Origin of the sequence: Selenomonas sp. KH1T6, from assembly GCF_900108415.1 — a bacterium.
Classification (GTDB): Bacteria; Bacillota; Negativicutes; order Selenomonadales; family Selenomonadaceae; genus Selenomonas_B; species Selenomonas_B ruminantium_A.
Map to the genome: position 1 here is coordinate 1 of NZ_FNWN01000044.1, position 17,659 is coordinate 17,659.

General features: G+C 50.6%; 4 protein-coding genes. 1 reads left to right on the forward strand and 3 read right to left on the reverse strand.

The features are described from left to right. Window positions 1-383: 383 nt before the first annotated feature. The 3 genes from BLW59_RS15490 to BLW59_RS17540 all read right to left on the reverse strand — a co-directional run bounded on the left by BLW59_RS15490 (window position 384) and on the right by BLW59_RS17540 (window position 16,878). Window positions 384-2,120, reverse strand: coding sequence for an MATE family efflux transporter (locus tag BLW59_RS15490; RefSeq protein ID WP_074698514.1), 1,737 nt, complete (start codon window positions 2,118-2,120; stop codon window positions 384-386). Continuing rightward, a complete protein-coding gene (locus BLW59_RS15495; RefSeq protein WP_074698516.1) occupies window positions 2,110-16,287 on the reverse strand; it encodes a non-ribosomal peptide synthetase in 14,178 nt (4,725 codons plus the stop codon). Before BLW59_RS15495 ends, BLW59_RS15490 begins: the two co-directional genes overlap by 11 nt. Window positions 16,288-16,641: 354 nt before the next feature. After that, on the reverse strand, window positions 16,642-16,878 hold the full coding sequence (locus BLW59_RS17540; protein WP_074698518.1) for a hypothetical protein: 237 nt from the start codon (window positions 16,876-16,878) through the stop codon (window positions 16,642-16,644). 107 nt (window positions 16,879-16,985) lie between these two features. Here BLW59_RS17540 and BLW59_RS15505 point away from each other — a divergent pair, with 107 nt between their 5' ends. Then, the gene (locus BLW59_RS15505) at window positions 16,986-17,414 is read left to right on the forward strand and encodes a hypothetical protein (RefSeq protein WP_074698520.1); all 429 of its coding nucleotides are present in this window, start codon (window positions 16,986-16,988) and stop codon (window positions 17,412-17,414) included. Window positions 17,415-17,659: the final 245 nt, after the last annotated feature.

Consider the following 17,659-nt stretch of genomic DNA (forward strand, 5'->3'; position numbering starts at 1 on the left):
CACAGCCCGTTGGAACTGCTTACAGGCAAGCCGTGGCCAGAATTCATTGACCTGCTGGAGGAATATGGATTCTGGGACAAAGACATGGCGGAACAAGTTGCATAAATTTCGCACACAAAAGCGAAAACTCAACGGCATTTTATGCCGCACAGGAGGGTGTTGCTTTTTGCTCTTTCAAAGGATTTTTAAACATCAAATGGCTGTTTTTGAAACACGCCAGAATTTGAATGAATTAATAAAATTTTTATTGATACTCCCGTTGCAAGGAGCTATATATTTCCATGGTAAAAACTCTGTGCGAAAGGTTTGCTCCCGAATCCCGAAAATAACGAAGGCAGAAGATGTCCCCCACTTCCATAAGTGGGGGACGGCTTCTGCCTTCCTTATGACACAATATCCCAGCTTAACAACACAATGTTTTGACTGTACGAATAGCGATACTCCAAGCTACTGCAATAGTGAAACATAATTGTCATGCCTATCTTGTGGTCGTCTTTTTTGACCTTCAAAGGATCAAAGGGCTTGCCCTCGCTCCGCAAATAAGCCGCAATCTTATCTTCCTGAAGCATCACCGACAAATCCATGTAACTGCCACTGCCACAGCCAGAATGATTCAAGATGTTCAACATAAGCTCGTCCAGACAGTGAACGACGCTATTTTCCCAATCGCTTGCGCCGTTTTCCCGCAAGAACCGGATTAACGAATCAATAGCCGCTGTTTCTTCTTTTGCGGTACATTCTACCGAAATATCAAGCATTTTCCGTTCCGGGTCATCTTTGGGTATCAGCGAAACCAGCTGTAATTTACCCTGTGAACGCATACTAACCGCCATCGTGTCCGACAAAATAATCAGCAGGCTTAGCGCCGTAGCCAAAGGAAACGCCCACCAAATTTGATCCGGCGGTAACATATAATCCAAAAACATGAAGGAAACGGTAATCGTAGCCAGTGTCATCAGACTGTTCACGCTGGAAATCACCCGATGCCCCAGCGCCACATGCAAAAACGTCAGCGAGGATACAATCCCAAGAGAAAACAGCATCACGCAAATCATGGGCAGGGCATGCCCGGTCAGTTCTATCAGCTCAGGTGTATTGGCGCCAAAGAGGGAGGCCAGATTTCGGGAAAACAGTCCTCCAATGTTAAAACAAATCGGCGCCAGCAAAGTGACAAACATTCCCCGCGCAAACAACAACCTCACGCCGCGATAGTCTCCCTGCCCGATCATCATGCCGCCTATGGCCGTGTAGGACATTCCCACACCATTGGAAATCATGCTACCGATGGAGATGATGCTGTAACCGATGGACATGACAAACATGCCATTTGCCCCCTGATTGGCCATAATGTATGTGTTGCAAACCAGCATGAGAACTATGACTGATATTGTCCCCACCAAACTGGGCAAAGAATAGGATATACCGCTACGGAAGTCTTTCCACCAATTCGGGCAACGACACAGTTTCATTCCGCTATACTTGAAAATATAACCTAGCAGAACCATGTCACAGACCAAAGCACCGAACAAGGTAGCATAGGCTGCGCCTACAATATCCATGTGCAACACTTTTACGCTCGTTACGACAAAAGCAGCATTAGCAACCATACCGGCAATCATGCCGATAGTCACAACCTTAGGCTTGCCCATAACGTCAACCAGCAATGACAGTCCGTTCTGAAAAACAATCACCATACAGCCCATCATCAATACTCCGATGTATTTACTCACCAGCGGGAGCAGCTCTGCGTCAACGGGCAGCAAACCCACCACAAAGGCGGAAAAATCCGTGGCCGCCACGATTGCGCTCAGAGTCAGGCACACGGCCAGCATAGAACCAAAACTGACCGTGAATACCTGATTGGCGCGATTGTTATCCATCGCCCCAAGATGCTGGGCAATGCGGTTAGCCGGCCCCTGCGCCAACAATGCGCCAATGGCGCTGATGCAGATTACAACCGGCATGGCAACATTTATCGACGAGAAAGCATCGGCACCCAACAGATTACCCATAAGGATGCCGTTTATGATGCTATTCAGGTTCATTGCGGCCATGGTCATAATGGCCGCAATCATGTAGTACCTGAAACTGTAATTGATTAAATAAGCTTTACGATCCAAAATCAACACCTTTTCCAAGCAGTTTTTGCGCTATTCTGCGGTAGAAGGAGTGCATTTCCTCCTTGACGAAAATAGAGCCGTGAGAATAATCGACAAAATCGTGAATTTCCGCCTGCGGCGCATTTTTGTGCAACGCGTCCATTTTCTCGCGCATCATTTTTTCCGTAGTGTTGAGGTGCGCGTTCAAAAAGATTACTTCACCATCATAAGGCGCAAGCGAATTCTGCGAATTTAGTGTACTGACCATGTTATTCAGATTCGCAAATATTTGCAGTTCTTCATCTGTATACTCGTGTTCTTTGACCTCAAACGCTTCCGTCATTTTCCGCAAATCTTGAACGGTTGTTTTTTTGACTTCTTGCGGAGCGCGTTTGCCAGCGGTGGGCAGAGTAGTGTCACCCATGATCACAGGGAGTTTTTCCCCGGTCATTTTTTCCCACTCGGCAGCCATGCCGTAAGCGATGGCTCCGCCAAAACTGAAGCCAATAAAGCCGACTATTTTTGCGTCTTCAGGCAAAGTCAATTGCGCGATAGTCAGATAGAACGCCACCACTTCATCATAGTGCTCATATACGAATATCCTTTCATAATGGTTCTGAATGGGTTCGATGACAAACACATTGAAGTACTCGTCAAACAGCGCGTGCAAATGCGCCGTATCGTTCAGCGTCACGATGCCCTGCACAAATACCAGTACCGGCTTTTTTTCGTCATATTCGTCATAAAGCCACGAATAACGCCGCTTACCCTTGACAAAGCCGCGAATTGTCTTGTAACGCATGATATCCGATACCCGCAGCCGCATACGCAATTCGTTATTCAACCGACTGGTCAGCAACATGGCCTTCAGCGAATTTAATCCCAATGATTTCAAATCATCGGTGACACCGAACGTAATGCCTGGGAGAATTTCCCTGGCAATCCGCAGACAGTTTTCTTCCAGCCTGTTTTCTGGCGGGACGTTTTGTGTTTCGGCCGAAACATCCGGTTCAGGCAACGCCTTCCGATTAATTTTCCCGTTGGGGGTCAGGGGCATTTCATCCAACTGCATGTAAACAGTTGGCACCATGTACGAAGCCAGCGACTCCGTCAGGAAAGCTCTTAATGCCTCTGAATCGATATCACAATCGGCGGAATAGTACAGCACCAAGCTGTCTTTTTTCACCTGAGCGTTAACCATCTTGATTCCGCTATACTGAGCGGCACGACTTTCGATTTCCCCCAATTCAATTCGGTAGCCGTGAAGCTTAATCTGGAAATCAATCCTTCCGGCGTAAATGATTTGGCCGTTTTTGTCATAATAGCCCAAATCCCCTGTATGGTACATACGCATACCAGGTACGAAGGGGCAGTTGACGAACACGGCTTCGGTCAGTTCCGGACGGTTCCAGTAGCCATACCCCACATGAGGACCGGCAAGGCAAATTTCTCCACGCACTCCCGGCGGTACCAGATTGCCATTTTTGTCCAATAAGAAGCAGTAGGTGTTCCACAGTGGCCGTCCGATGGGAATTGTTTCGTAATTGACGCCCTTTTCCAAAATAAACAATGTGGAAGCATTGGTACATTCGGTGGGCCCATATTCGTTATAGAACAGGACATCATCGCTGACCACCCCCTGCAGGGCTTCGCCGCCACAGGAAATAAACCTCTGATGCAACGGATAGCCGTTTTTCAAAATTCTGGCCAAAGCTGTGGTGTATCCGCCACCGGTTATCTTCCGTTCTTCAAGGAACTCATAGATCTGATCGGGGTCACGACGAATTCGCTCCGGCATAATGTGTACGGATGCACCGGCCGACAGAGGCGGGTAAAAATCGTCAATATGTCCGTCGAAGGAGAAGGATCTGTGACTGCTGATACGATCATCGGGGGTATAGCCATAGGCGTAAACCATGGATACGGTTAAGTTCATCAGCCCCTTCTGATAAATAACTGCTCCCTTGGGTTTGCTGGTAGAGCCGGATGTGTAGATCATATAGGCAAAGTTTCGCGGACTCGTACGATTGACTGGCTTGGCCTCTGTTTTGAAAATCTCCGGCATGGAGGCTTCCGTCAACGTGACCTTGGCCTGAGCATCTTCTTCAATATAGGCAATGCGCTCCTGAGGATATGCCGGATCAATGGGGACAAAAGCCGCACCGGCCTTGTGAATACCCATAAAGGCCACGACAAACTCCTTAACCCGATCCATCTTGACCGCCACAAAATTATCAGGCTCAACGCCATGATCAATCAACCAACATGCCACCTGATCTGAAGCATGATCCAATTCCGCATAAGTCAGACTGCCGTGTTCATCAGCCACCGCTTCTGCCATCGGACGTTCCGCCACCTGGGCTTTAAAGAGATCAAGCCAGGTCCTGGTATTATCGTAAGCTAGCTCATCGCCCTTGGACAGAGCCATCAGCGCGGGCATATCGTCCTCACCAACCCGAGCCAAAGACACAATGGGCGCATCCGGTTTCTTGACCATTTCCGTGATGAGCACGCCGAACAATTTGCCCACTGTTTCTATTTCGCTGCGACGATAATGTTTACGATTAAAGGTAAGCGTAATACTGAGTTGTCCTTCATTGTTGATAAACATTGCAGGCGTGACTTCGTCAAAACTCTCTTCCTTGATAAGTACCGGGCGGATATTAAAGGCCAAATTGGTTTCTTGAGCATCCGCCGTCTCGACTTCTGCGCCGCTGTCGTAGTTTTGGAAAGCGATAATATTCTGGAACAGATCCGCGCCCAAATCAGTTTGCTGCTGAATCTCGAACAACGGGCAGTAGTCGTATTTGTTGCTTTCAGCCGCTTGCTGTTGCAGTACCCTCAGCATCTGCCGTGCTGTCGTTTCCTGTCCGATACGCACGCGCACCGGCACAGAATTGATAAACGCTGCCACCAGTTCGCTCACATCTTCTTCGGTATTATCCCTGCCCGACACTACTTTAGCAAAAACGACATCGTCCGTCCGACAATAGGTCTGAAGCACCATGCCCCAGGCCAGTTCGACACCATTGCTGACGGTAGCACTCTCGGCACTGCACAAAGCCAGGAATTTGTCGGTAATGTCTTTATCAAGGGTGCTGACGATAACGTTGTTTTCGCTTTGTTCATTCATCGGCACTTCGCCCAACGAGGGAATTTCAGCCCGCGTTTCGTAATCAGCCAACAGTTTCCGCCAGTAAGTCAAACCTTCTGTCTTGTCCTTGCCGAGAATCTCTCTGACTGCCCGCTCATATTTACCGTTATCAGGCTTTTGATCCGGCGTGCGCTCTAACGTGATCTCCTCGCTCAGGAACCTGAACAGATCGTTCATGCATAAGCCCATGCACCAACCGTCTTCAATGGCATGATGTATCGCCACAATCAAGTAACAACTGCCTGCATCTTTTTTGGCGCAGGTCACCTGGAACAGTGGCTTGCGCTGAAGCTCGAAAGCGTTGCTCAGAATCTGCCGCCGCAGGCTTTCCGCCGCTTTTTTGGGATTAGGCTTATCGCTGACATCAACCATATGGGGGACAAGCTTACGCCGAATAATCGCCTGACGGGCCTTTTTCACGCCGTCATAAATAATGGACGTGCGGAGCACTTCATGTTTGGTTGCCATTCTGTCCAAAGCAGCGGCCAGCTGCGCTTCGTCGGGCAATACATCCAATTCGAAAATAGTGACAATGCGGTACGCCCAGCTTTTGGGGGCGGACAGGTATTTGAACAGCATGCCTTCCTGCATTGGCGTCAAGGGGTAGATACGCTCAATCTCCTCGTCCCGGGCTGCAAAGTCCTCCATCACCGTGCGGAATTCGCGCTCAGACCACTCGGTTTCGCCCAAATCCGACGCAGTATATTGTTTTTCGGTCAGACTTGCGAGATAATCTGCCACATCGCCCATGTTCCGGAAGATATCCCGGACAAAGCTTTCGATCTGTTCCTGGTTGTAAATCCCGCTGTTATAGGCCACATCCAGCCCGAACCGGCCGCCTTCCACCAACGCATTGAGGGCGAGGTCATTGCCAAAATTGTTTCTAGCCGACAGCGCAGGTCCTACGGGAATATCCGACGTACCGAGCACACTGTCACCGGCTGCCTGTTCGGCATCCATTTCGCCGAGATAGTTAAAACCAAGGCGGGCAATGCGATCACCTGCATCGGGGAAGGATTTCTCACCCGCAAGGAAGCGTAATACATTATAGCCCACGCCTTTATTCGGCACGCGGTGCAGACTTTCCTTAACCTTCACAAATGTATCGGGCAAACTGCCGCCTATATGCTTGAAAATGACCGGATAAATGGAAGTGAACCAGCCCACCGTCCGATCCGTAATGAGAGAGCCGCCAATATCTTCTCGACCGTGTCCTTCCAATTGCACGGACAAGTTATTTTCGCCGCTCATGGCCGCATAGCTCAGGCAAACTGCTGTCAGCAAAGCGTCGTTAATATTGGCGTTCATCATAGCAAAATTAGCCCGGATAAACGCCTGGGTCGCTTTTTCATCCAGCGCAGCCGATACGTGCAGGATTTTCCGGCTGTAATCCTTTTCGTGGGAAAACGACAGCGACAACATTTCTTTCTGCACATTCTCCCAATAAGGAATTTCCTGCGCCAGTTTGTAACTGTTGCGATAAATCTGCAACGCCTTTGCATAGTCGTTATAAGTGTTGGTCTTCATGGGCAGCTCAACCGGACCGCCCTTCTCAATGGCTGCAATGGCAATTTCCAAATCGGAGGCGATAACGCGCCAGGACACACCATCAATAATCAAATGATGCGCCGCAATATAGAGGTAGCTGCGCCCGCCTTCGTGAATCAGGGCAATGTTCAGCAAAGACCTGGCCATGTCAATGTTGGCCTGCAGCCTGCTGCACAGTTCCGTAATCTCCTGCTCAGAATGTACTTCAACTTCCTGCAGACTCAACTCGGCATCAACAGGACGAACGAACAAGCCGCCGTCTTTATAGATTGCCCTGAGCAGGTCATGCTGTTTGGCAATAGCGTTAATCGCCTGCCTGAGCAGATCTTTGCTGCAGGGTTTCCGCAAAATCCACAGAGTCGCCTGACAGTAATGCTGCGGATCTGGCACATCCAAATACTTGAAGTAGCGCACAATGGCCGTATCCGGCACCGCGCCTTCAAAAGGCTGCGTCGAAATAGCAGCAGCCTCCTCTTTGCGAATGACCGACGCAATAGCCCGTACGATCTTGCGATTCATAATATCCGAAACCTGAATCCGATAGCCAGCCTGACGAATCAGGCTTACCATGCGGATGGCCTTAATGGAATCGCCGCCCAGCTCGAAGAAATTGTCCAGCGCGCCAACGGGAGCATCAATACCGAGAATCCTGGCCATGCTTTCTGCCACGGCTTTTTCTGTCTCGGTTTCCGGCTCAACATAAGCATTGGAACTGGTCAACTTCGGCTCCGGCAATGCCCGCCTGTCCACTTTGCCGTTGGGATTCAGCGGCAGCACGTCAAGACGTATATAAACTTCAGGCACCATATACGCCGTAAGGGACTCAGACAAATGTTTTTTCAGTGCCTCCACATCAATATCTGCTTCGGACACATAGTAGCAGCACAACTGCCTGGTGGTTGTGCCCTTAACATCGACCACGGTCTGAACAATGCCGGGATACGAAGCCACGCGATTTTCTATTTCACCCAGTTCAATACGCAGGCCGCGCAGTTTGACCTGATTGTCAATGCGTCCCAGATACTCAATATTGCCGTCTTCGCTCCAACGTACCAGGTCACCGCTGCGATAGGCTCTGACCGGCTCGCTGTCAGGCAGCGCCCTGAATTCGATGAACTTATCCGCCGTCAGTTCCGGCCGGTTCATGTAGCCTCTGGCCACGCCCTGTCCGGCAATGAGCAGCTCACCACTGGCTCCCCGAGGCACCAATTTCCTTGTCTTGTCAATGATGAACAGCTGATAATTGGCCAGGGGACGACCGATGAGTTTTCCTTCAAAATAACCGGGTACATCGTAATACGTGGAGAACAAGGAACACTCGGTAGGTCCGTACACATTCAGGAAACGATAGTCCGGCGGAGTTACCGGAGGCATTTTCTCGCCACCAGTGCTGAGGCAGCGGAGCGAATGGTTCATCTCGCTGATCAGGCACCCGATCTGCGTGGTCATAAAGGCAACGGTAATGTCATTTTCTTCCATGTAGGCGTTCATCGCAGCAATATCCATCCGGATTTCCGAATCGAGCAGATACACGGTGCTGCCGGCCAATATGGAAGGATAGAGGTCAATCATGTGCGCATCAAAGCCGAAGTTGGCATAGCCCGCCACATGGTCTTCCATGGTCAGGGCATACTCGTCAGCATACCAATAGCAGAAGTTGACCACGCCGTAATGCTCCAATGCCACAGCCTTCGGTTTTCCCGTAGTTCCGGAGGTAAAGAGGATAACCAGCAGGTCATGAGCTTTGGGGGCAGTCAGTTCCTGCGCTTCGGCCTCGGTTACACTCGGTAAACCGGCCAAGGCGCCGCTATAAAAATGTTCGCCCGCAAAATCCGGCAATTTTTCTTCGACCAGATTGTTTTCGGACAAAATCATGCGAATCCCGGCATCCTCGCACATAAAGGCGAGACGATCCGTGGGGAAGGCGGGATCGATGGGCATGTAGGCCGCGCCCGTTTTGATGATCGCCATGGGATAGAGCAGCATTAACTCCGATCTGCCGATCATTACACCTACAATGTCCCCGGAACCGATTTTGTGGTTCTTATGCAGGAACACTGCCAATTTGTTGGTAATGTCGTCAATTTCCCGATATGTGAATTTTTTCTCGCGGAACACCAACGCCGGCGCATCGGGAGTTTCGGCTACACGTTTTTGCAGCAAGCTCAGAATGGTTTCGTTTTCGTCGCGCTCCAACGTTCTGCCTTCGCCCAAATGCATCAGCTCTTTGGTTTCCTGTTCGTCAATCAGGCGCACATCCTTAATCTTGTTTGCCTGAGCCATACTTAAAGTGGCAGTAGCGAAAGCGTGAGCCAGCATATCCATATCCGCCGCTGCATAACGTCTGCCGTCATACTCGACGATAATTTTATACTCGCCGTTATCCGGCACCGTCGTCACCATCACAGGGAATTTCGCCGTATCCAAGGACAGGGGAATCGCGGTTGCCCCTTCCACTTCAACGGCCATACCGCCCTGATAAGCGAACATAATCTCGCCGCGCAAGCTGTGCTTTTCTACAATTTTTGTGTAAGGATAGATTTCCCGTTCAAAGGTCATTTGCAACTGCTGCTGCACCGACCGCACATAGCTAACCACGGATTCATCCCGATGATTTTTAGCTTTGTCGGCAAATACAACGGGAAGAGTACGCACATACATACCTACCGTATTTTGCAGTTCAGTCCCCGCCGAGCGTCCGTTGCTGATGGTGAGGTACATAGGTTTGTCTTCCCGGGTAAGTCCGCGCAATACTTCGGCAAAAGCCGCCTGCAGGTACTCGCCCGGTGTAACGGCATATTTGCGGCAGAACTCGTCAATGGCGGCCGCCGGCATTCCCCGCATCAGTGTACTTACCGCTACTTCCTCATTGCTTTCGACCTGATTCGGCCGATCCGGCCGGGCAGAGTCGGGATAAGAAGCCGATGTTGCGCCATCCAGCAACTCGTCATAATATTTTTCCACTTCGGCGAATGCTTCGCTCTGCAGGAACTTCTGCTCATAAACGGCGTAGTCATAAGCCGTAACCTTTTCCGGCATGCCCTCAACGCCCTTGCAGGCATTGAACAGATCATTCAGGAATACCACTCCGGACATGCCGTCATAAATAATGTGGTGAACATCCATGAACAAATATGTTTTCTGTTCATAGGTGAAAATTTCGAACCGATACAGCCTGTCGTTCAATAAATCAAAGGGTCTGACCAATTTTTGAAAAAATGCCGCATCGGGACGCTCCGTCAAGGCGGTTATTTTGATTTTCGCCTGTTCATCGGCGTGGGGCTGTTGCATAATGCCGCCGTTTCTGCGTACCAGGCGAGATTTCAGATAAGCGTGGATATTCACGGCTTTGCCAATAGCCTCCGCCAAAACATCAGCCGACATATCCTCAAATTCGTAAGCGGAAGGAACATTATACTGCGTGGTGCCGCGATTCATTTCCCAATCGATAAAGAGTCCACGCTGGTTTTCCGTAATTGGATAGTATGGCCGCTCCGGATAATGCTGCAAACCGGAATCAAGCACCGTAGCGGCAACAGATTTCCCATATTCGGCAATATCGCGTACCGTGGGCTTTTTCATAATGTCGGCTACACGAATCTTAATACCCAGCTGACCTTCCAGAGCAGCAGCCAGGCGCATAGCCGCAATGGAGCTCATCCCCAGGGCGATCAAGTTATTCGTTACGCCAAAGCTGTCTTTGCCCAAAATTTTCACTGCAGCTTCGAAAATTTTCTGCTCATCTTCGGTTTCGGGAGCAATGATTTCGCCGACTATCACTTCTGGTTCCGGCAATGCCCGCCTGTCTACCTTGCCGTTGGGATTCAGCGGCAATTCATTAAGACACATATAAACTTCTGGCACCATATACTCCGTAAGAGATTCGGCCAAATGTTTTTTCAGCGCCTCCACGTCAATAACCGTATCCGCCACATAGTAGCAGCACAACTGCTGATTAGTTGTGCCTTTAACGTCAACCACGGTCTGAACAATGCCGGGATACGAAGCCACGCGATTTTCTATTTCGCCCAACTCAATACGCAAGCCGCGCAGTTTGACCTGATTGTCAATGCGTCCCAAATACTCAATATTGCCGTCTTCGCTCCAACGAACCAAATCACCGCTGCGATAAGCTCTGACCGGCTCGCTGTTAGGCAACGCCCGGAATTCGATGAACTTATCCGCCGTCAGTTCCGGACGGTTCATGTAGCCTCTGGCCACGCCCTGTCCGGCAATGAGCAATTCGCCGCAGGCTCCCCGAGGTACCAAATTCCTCGTCTTGTCGATGATGAACAACTGATAGTTGGCCAAAGGACGACCGATGAGTTTTCCTTCAAAGTAACCGGGCACGTCGTAATAAGTGGAGAACAAGGAACACTCGGTAGGTCCGTACACATTCAAGAAGCGATAGTCCGGCGGAGTTACCGGAGGCATTTTCTCGCCGCCGGTGCTGAGGCAACGGAGCGAGTGGTTCATCTCGCTGATTAAGCAACCGATCTGTGTGGTCAGGAAAGCAACGGTAACGGCATTTTCTTCCATGTAGGCGTTCATCGCCGCAATATCCATCCGGATTTCCGAATCGAGCAGGTACACGGTGCTGCCGGCCAACATGGAAGGATAGAGATCAATCATGTGCGCATCAAAGCCGAAGTTGGCATAACCCGCCACATGATCTTCCATGGTCAGGGCATACTCATCGGCATACCAATAGCAATAGTTGACCACGCCGTAATGCTCCAATGCCACGGCCTTCGGTTTTCCCGTAGTTCCGGAGGTAAAGAGGATAACCAGCAGGTCATGGGCTTTGGGGGCAGTCAGTTCCTGTACCTCGGCTTCGGTTACACTCGGTAAACCGGCCAAAGCGTCGCTATAAAAACGTTCGCCCGCAAAATCCGGCAATTTTTCTTCCACCAGATTGTTCTCGGACAAAATCATGCGAACCCCGGCATCTTCGCACATAAAGGCGAGACGCTCCGTGGGGAAGGCGGGATCGATGGGCATATAGGCCGCGCCCGTTTTGATGATCGCCATGGGATAGAGCAGCATTAACTCCGATCTGCCGATCATTACACTCACAATGTCCCCGGAGCCGATTTTGTGGTTTTTATGCAGGAACACCGCCAATTTGGTGGTAATGTCATCAATTTCCCGATATGTGAATTTTTTCTCGCGGAACACCAATGCCGGCGCGTCGGGAGTTTCGGCTACACGTTTTTGCAGGAAGCTCAGAATGGTTTCGCTTTCGTCGCGCTCCAGTTTCCTGCCTTCGCCCAAACGGATTAACTCCCTGGTTTCCTTCTCGTCAACCAGTCGCACATCCTTCAATTTGTCCGTCTGAACCAAGCTCAGAGCGGCCGTACCAAAGGCGCGAGCCAACACGTTCATATCCGCCGCCGCATAACGCATCCCGTCATACTCGATGACAATTTTGTATTCGCCCTTATCGGGAGTGACCGTCACCATCACGGGGAACTTGGCCGTATCCAGGGACAGGGGCACAGCAGTCGCGCCTTCCACTTCATCGGAAATGCCACCCTGATAAGCGAACATTATCTCGCCGCGCAAGCCATGCTTTTCCACCAAACGGGCATAAGATACCATTTCCCGCGCATAGGTTTCCTGCAACTGTCCATAAGTGGCCTTCACATAATGGCGAGCCGTTTCGGAAGCTTTTCCTTCACCGGCATAGACCGCCGGGAGCGTTCTGACGAACATACCCACCGTCTCCGCGAGGCGGGGATCGGTGCGCCCGTTGCTGACCATGAGGTAAAGGGGCTTATCTTCGCCGGTCAACCGCTTCAGAACCACGCCAAAAGCCGATTGTAACAAACTGCCCGGCGTTACTTCGTTGGTCTTGCAGAAAGCGTCTATCGCATCCCGAGGAATTTTGTATTCCACCGACGCATTGGTTTTGCCGTCCGGTTCGGCGGAATCGGGATAACTGACCGCCTGCACCCCCTTGAGCAGATTTTCAAAATATTCTTCGGCCAGACTGATTTCCTCGCCGGACAAAATCTCCTTTTCATAAAGGGCATAGTCATAGGCGGTTATTTGCTCTTTGGCTGGTTCGTCACCACGAAGCGCGGCAATCAAATCATCAAAGAGCACGCCAAAGGAAAGACCGTCGCAGATCAAATGATGAACGTCCAAAAACAGCCAAGTTTTTCCGCCATAACTGTAAATATTTGCCCGATACAGCCGCTCCGACAATACGTCGAATGGTTTTACCAACTGTTGGAAAAATTCGGCGGCAGGTTCGTCGGTCAGAGTTTCCACATTGATGACGGGGGCTTCGCCCGGATGAGCCTCCTGCACCACGTTACCCGATACTTTAGCGAGCCGCATTTTCATATAGTCGTGAGTATCGATTACTTTCGTCAGCGCGTCTGCTAGGGTCGCAGGGGGGACGCTAGCAAAACGATACACACCGGGCATATTGTACTGAGTGGTGTCGCTGTGCATTGCCCAATCAAGATACACGCCACGCTGATTTTCGGTAAGGGGATAGTATTGGCGGTTCTTGTGGTGACGCAGTTTCGACGAACCTTCGGTGTAATGCTCTTCCAAAGCGGCGATATCCCGCACGGTGGGAGCTTTCAGAATATCCGATACACGCAAAGATGAACCCAGTTCCTTGGCCAGAGCGGCATTCAGTCGCATGGTATCCAAGGAACTCATACCCGCCGCAACCAAATTGGTTGTGGTTCCGATTTCTTCCATGCGGAGCACGGTTTTGGCAAGACGAAGAATTACGGCTTCCATTTCCGTCTCCGGCGCGGTAAGTTCCTCCCTCTGGACGGCGGGTTCCGGCAATGCCTTCAGATTGACTTTACCGTTGCCGGTCATGGGCATTTCAGGCAAAGACATATAGATAGACGGAACCATATAATCCGGCATGGTCTCGCCCAGGAAACTTTTCAGTTCTTCTTCCGATACGGGATTATCTGCGACATAATAAAGAACTATGCGTTCCTGCTTAACCTGCGACAGAGCCTGACGGATACCCGCAAAAGCCATTGCCCGGGTATCAATTTCGCCCAACTCTATGCGGAAGCCTCTGAGCTTTACCTGAAAATCGATACGACCCAGATATTCAAGCTCCTGTTTGTTGTTGTAACGCGCCAAATCGCCGGTGCGGTAGATTCTTTGCTCCGATCCATCGGGGAGGATAACCGTTTTGAATACTTCCCGTGTCTTTTCGGGCAAATTCCAATAGCCAACCGCCACCTGCGGTCCGGCCATGCACAATTCGCCCACCGCGCCAAGGGGCAGCAAATTGCCGTCTGTGTCCAAAATGAGCGCACGGCAATTATATAACGGCCTCCCGATGGGAATATCCGCGTAATCTGCTCTGTCAACTTTACAGTAGGTAGCGTCCACCGTAAACTCGGTCGGGCCGTAGGTGTTGTAGACTTTGCCGGTAATATTTGGCACCGCCGTCATTTTCTCGCCGCCGAGAACTATATAGTCAAGTCGCAACGGCTCGTCAACGTCGCCCAGCAACTGCCCAAATTGTGTCGTATAGCAACCGCCGGTAATGCCGTTGTCCTTGATATATGCCCGCATGAGCATGATGTCTTTGCGCGGTTCCTCCGGCACGATGTACAAAGTGCCGCCGGCCGTCAGCACGGGATACAGATCCTCCACCGACGCATCAAAGGCAAAATTGGAGTGGCAGGCAATACGGCTCTTTTCCGTGTGACCCCAACGATCGCGGATAAAGCACACCAGATTCAGCAGGGCGCTTTGAGGAATTACAACTCCCTTGGGGTTGCCGGTGGAACCGGACGTATAGATCATATAGGCGCGCGACTCCGGCGTGGCCGGGCAGAGCTCGCCCGTCACTTTCGTCTGTTCCGCTTCCTTCACCAGACCATCGTCCAACAACAGCTTGGCCTCGGAGTCATCCAGCATATAGCGGATACGTTCGTCGGGGCAGTCCGAATCCATGGGGATATAGGCCGCCCCGGCCTTCCAGATGCCAATCGTGGCCACCATGAAGTCCTTGGTACGGCCGACTTTGATCGCCACAAAATCGTTGGGCTGGACCGAATGATTGATCAGATACTGTGCCACGGAGTCAGACAGAGCGTCCAATTCGCCATAGGTGTATGCGCCCCGCTCATCCACCACCGCTTCAGCGTTCGGACACTCGGCAGCCTGCGCCTTGAAGAGATCCAGCCAGGTTTTAGTCGAATCGTAATTTCTAACTTCACCTGTCGAAATTTTAAGCAGTTCCTTCGCCTCGTCAACGCGAACCAGCGCAATTTCCCCAAGCGCCGCCTCGGGCTTGTCCATCATATTCCGGAGGGCGGATTTTATGGCCCTGGAGAAGAAACGCACTGTCTCTGCGCTGTTGACGGCGTCGGAGGACAGCACGCTGATTATGTAGTCCTCGCCCACCAGACTGATGTCTACGCTGATGTCCGTCTGGCCGGTTGACCGGGGAATCTCCGTCAGCGGGTATTTCCGATGACCCAGATTCACCATCTGCACAAAGGGACGGAAGTTAAAGGACACACGGGAAAGTATTCCCAGTTCATCGTTAAGATGGGTGAAGGGGCAGCGCCCCATGGCGTAAGCCTTGTCCCCGTCCTCTTTCAGCGTCCGAACCAATTCCAGCACGGTAATATCAGGGGACAGATTGGCTTTCAGGGGTACGTTGTTGACGAACATCCCCTGCGATTTCATCATCTTGCGGTTGACCCGGTTGTGATAGCTGGTGCAATAGACCGGGGTCTTGGCGCGGGCCAGTCTGCCCAGCGTCAGGGCAAAGGCTCCTTGGAACAGCGCGGATCCGTCCACACCGTGCTCTCTGCACCATCCGTCGAACCACTTTTTGTTGATTTTTTCAGCGTGGCTGACGAGCCTGCCTTCCGCCGAAGCCAGATTTGACAGGCTGGTCATCTCCAGACCCTGCAGATTTCCGACAAAATATTCCCGCGCCTTGGCGTATTCCTCGCTGGCAAAAAATTCCTGCTCGCTCTCCGCCAACTTGTAAAAGCTCTCGTCAACGGGCATATCCTTGCCCTCCAGCGCCGACCGTAGCTCGCGTTCTATCAGGGCGCGGCAGCTGAGACCATCAATCACAAGATGGTGAATATCGAAGATCATGTGCAATCTGGCTTCGGTCTCAATCAGCTCAATGCGAAACAGCGGTTCGCCGCCAAGGACATCGAAAGGACGCACGAAATCTGTCCGGATGTATGCCTGCGCTTCCGCCTCGCTCATCTGCTTGATCGGTATATTTATCGGCATATCGTCATCCGGCCACTGGCAGAGATTTCCTTCCTCGTCCACTGCGAAACGGTTGCGCAGCACCGCCGAGGCTCGGATTACTTTCTTCCACGCTTCTGCGATTGCCTGCGCATCTTCATGCCGCTCCATTTCAGCATGCATCGGCAGATTGTACTGCACACTGTCCGGGTACTTCTGCCAATCTAAAAATACTCCCAACTGAGACTGCAACAGCGGGTATTTTTTCATGTTTGCTTCTCCTTTCATTGGACGATATGCCATCATATTCTGAAAAATCTTTCGAAATCTCTATGATGCCTTACTATTCGTCACCCTATGGTGATTCTCCTGCCGACAAAGGACTTGGACAGGAGAAATGGCGTGTTTCAAAAAAGCCATTTTTATGCCCGCAAAAGGAACTTCCCCATCCCATGGCGAAATTCTCCATCAGAGCTTTTCCGTGCCAGTGACATGTCAACGGGAGTTCTGAGCCATAGGCGAAGAACTCCCCGACCGATGACAACGCAGATGGCTGCATATCGGGCAATTATTATGGATATGAACGAGGCTAGTGTAAAACCTCGTTCATATTTATAACAATTGTTATTCTGGAAGATCGGGATATATGGACACCAATTTTGTTCTAGCTTTGTCTATTGTAAAGTGCCAATGTATGGGGGTGAGTTTGGCGTTTCGTTCCTTTTCCCAGACAGCTACTTCTTTTTGCAGCTTGTCAATGGAATCGACACGTCTGGCCAGGCACTGCTTGGTAAGAAGGCGTGTTTCAAAAACATCAAAATCAGCTTTAAAACCAGCCTGAAAAAAATCTGTTGACTTCACCTTAAATTATCTCAACTACTGTTCAAATAAAATAAAAGCATACGTTCACCTCAAATGCTTTATACTGAGAATAACCACAATCCAGTTAGGCATAGGAGGTGTGCCGTATGCTAACATCATTGTACTACCCCAAAGAGATATTGAAAAGCCTTTTATCTGGAGTTCCGACTTCATTACCTGGTGGTTTTAACTCTCGCTCATTGTTTATGGGAATTATGGGGAAGTGGGCTGACCAGGTGAATTTGCCTGTAGCTGTGATCTCTGAAGCATTTGGTGTTACCCCTCAGGCTGTCTATGGAAATATCAACCGCCTTGCTCAACTTGAAGCCAGAATTGATGCGCAACCAGACATCCCAGCCGATTGCATCATACTCACGCAAAAGGGTATTGATAAGATAATCCTGGCTTTAGCCTTAGATGCACACGCTTCCTTGGAAGGCATACAGCGTGTCCTGGCCACGCTAGACTGTAAGAACACCAAACGTTCCATCGGTCACATAAGTGAGTTCCTGTCGAAAAGCTTGAAAGTGCCGTAGCAAAAGAGAAAAGGCAATGGAGCCAACGGGCCAGGAAGAGACAGAAGAAGCTGGCTGATTACAAGACTGCAATTCCAGCCATGATAGAAGACTTTGACATGCTGGATATCCTATACTCCTGGCTACGTGAGATGGTCTCCTTTAGCGGCCATAGCTATGACGAGGTGATGGAGCTAATGGATTGGATTCTTGACGAGATGCTTGCTGTGTCAATCCGCCATAGCTGGTCATACAAGCTTAGCAGC

What these genes read in the sequence shown, in the direction of transcription:
- BLW59_RS15505 (WP_074698520.1), top strand. Translation starts at nt 16,986, where the DNA reads ATGCTAACATCATTGTACTACCCCAAAGAGATATTGAAAAGCCTTTTA.
- BLW59_RS15495 (WP_074698516.1), bottom strand. Translation starts at nt 16,287, where the DNA reads ATGAAAAAATACCCGCTGTTGCAGTCTCAGTTGGGAGTATTTTTAGAT.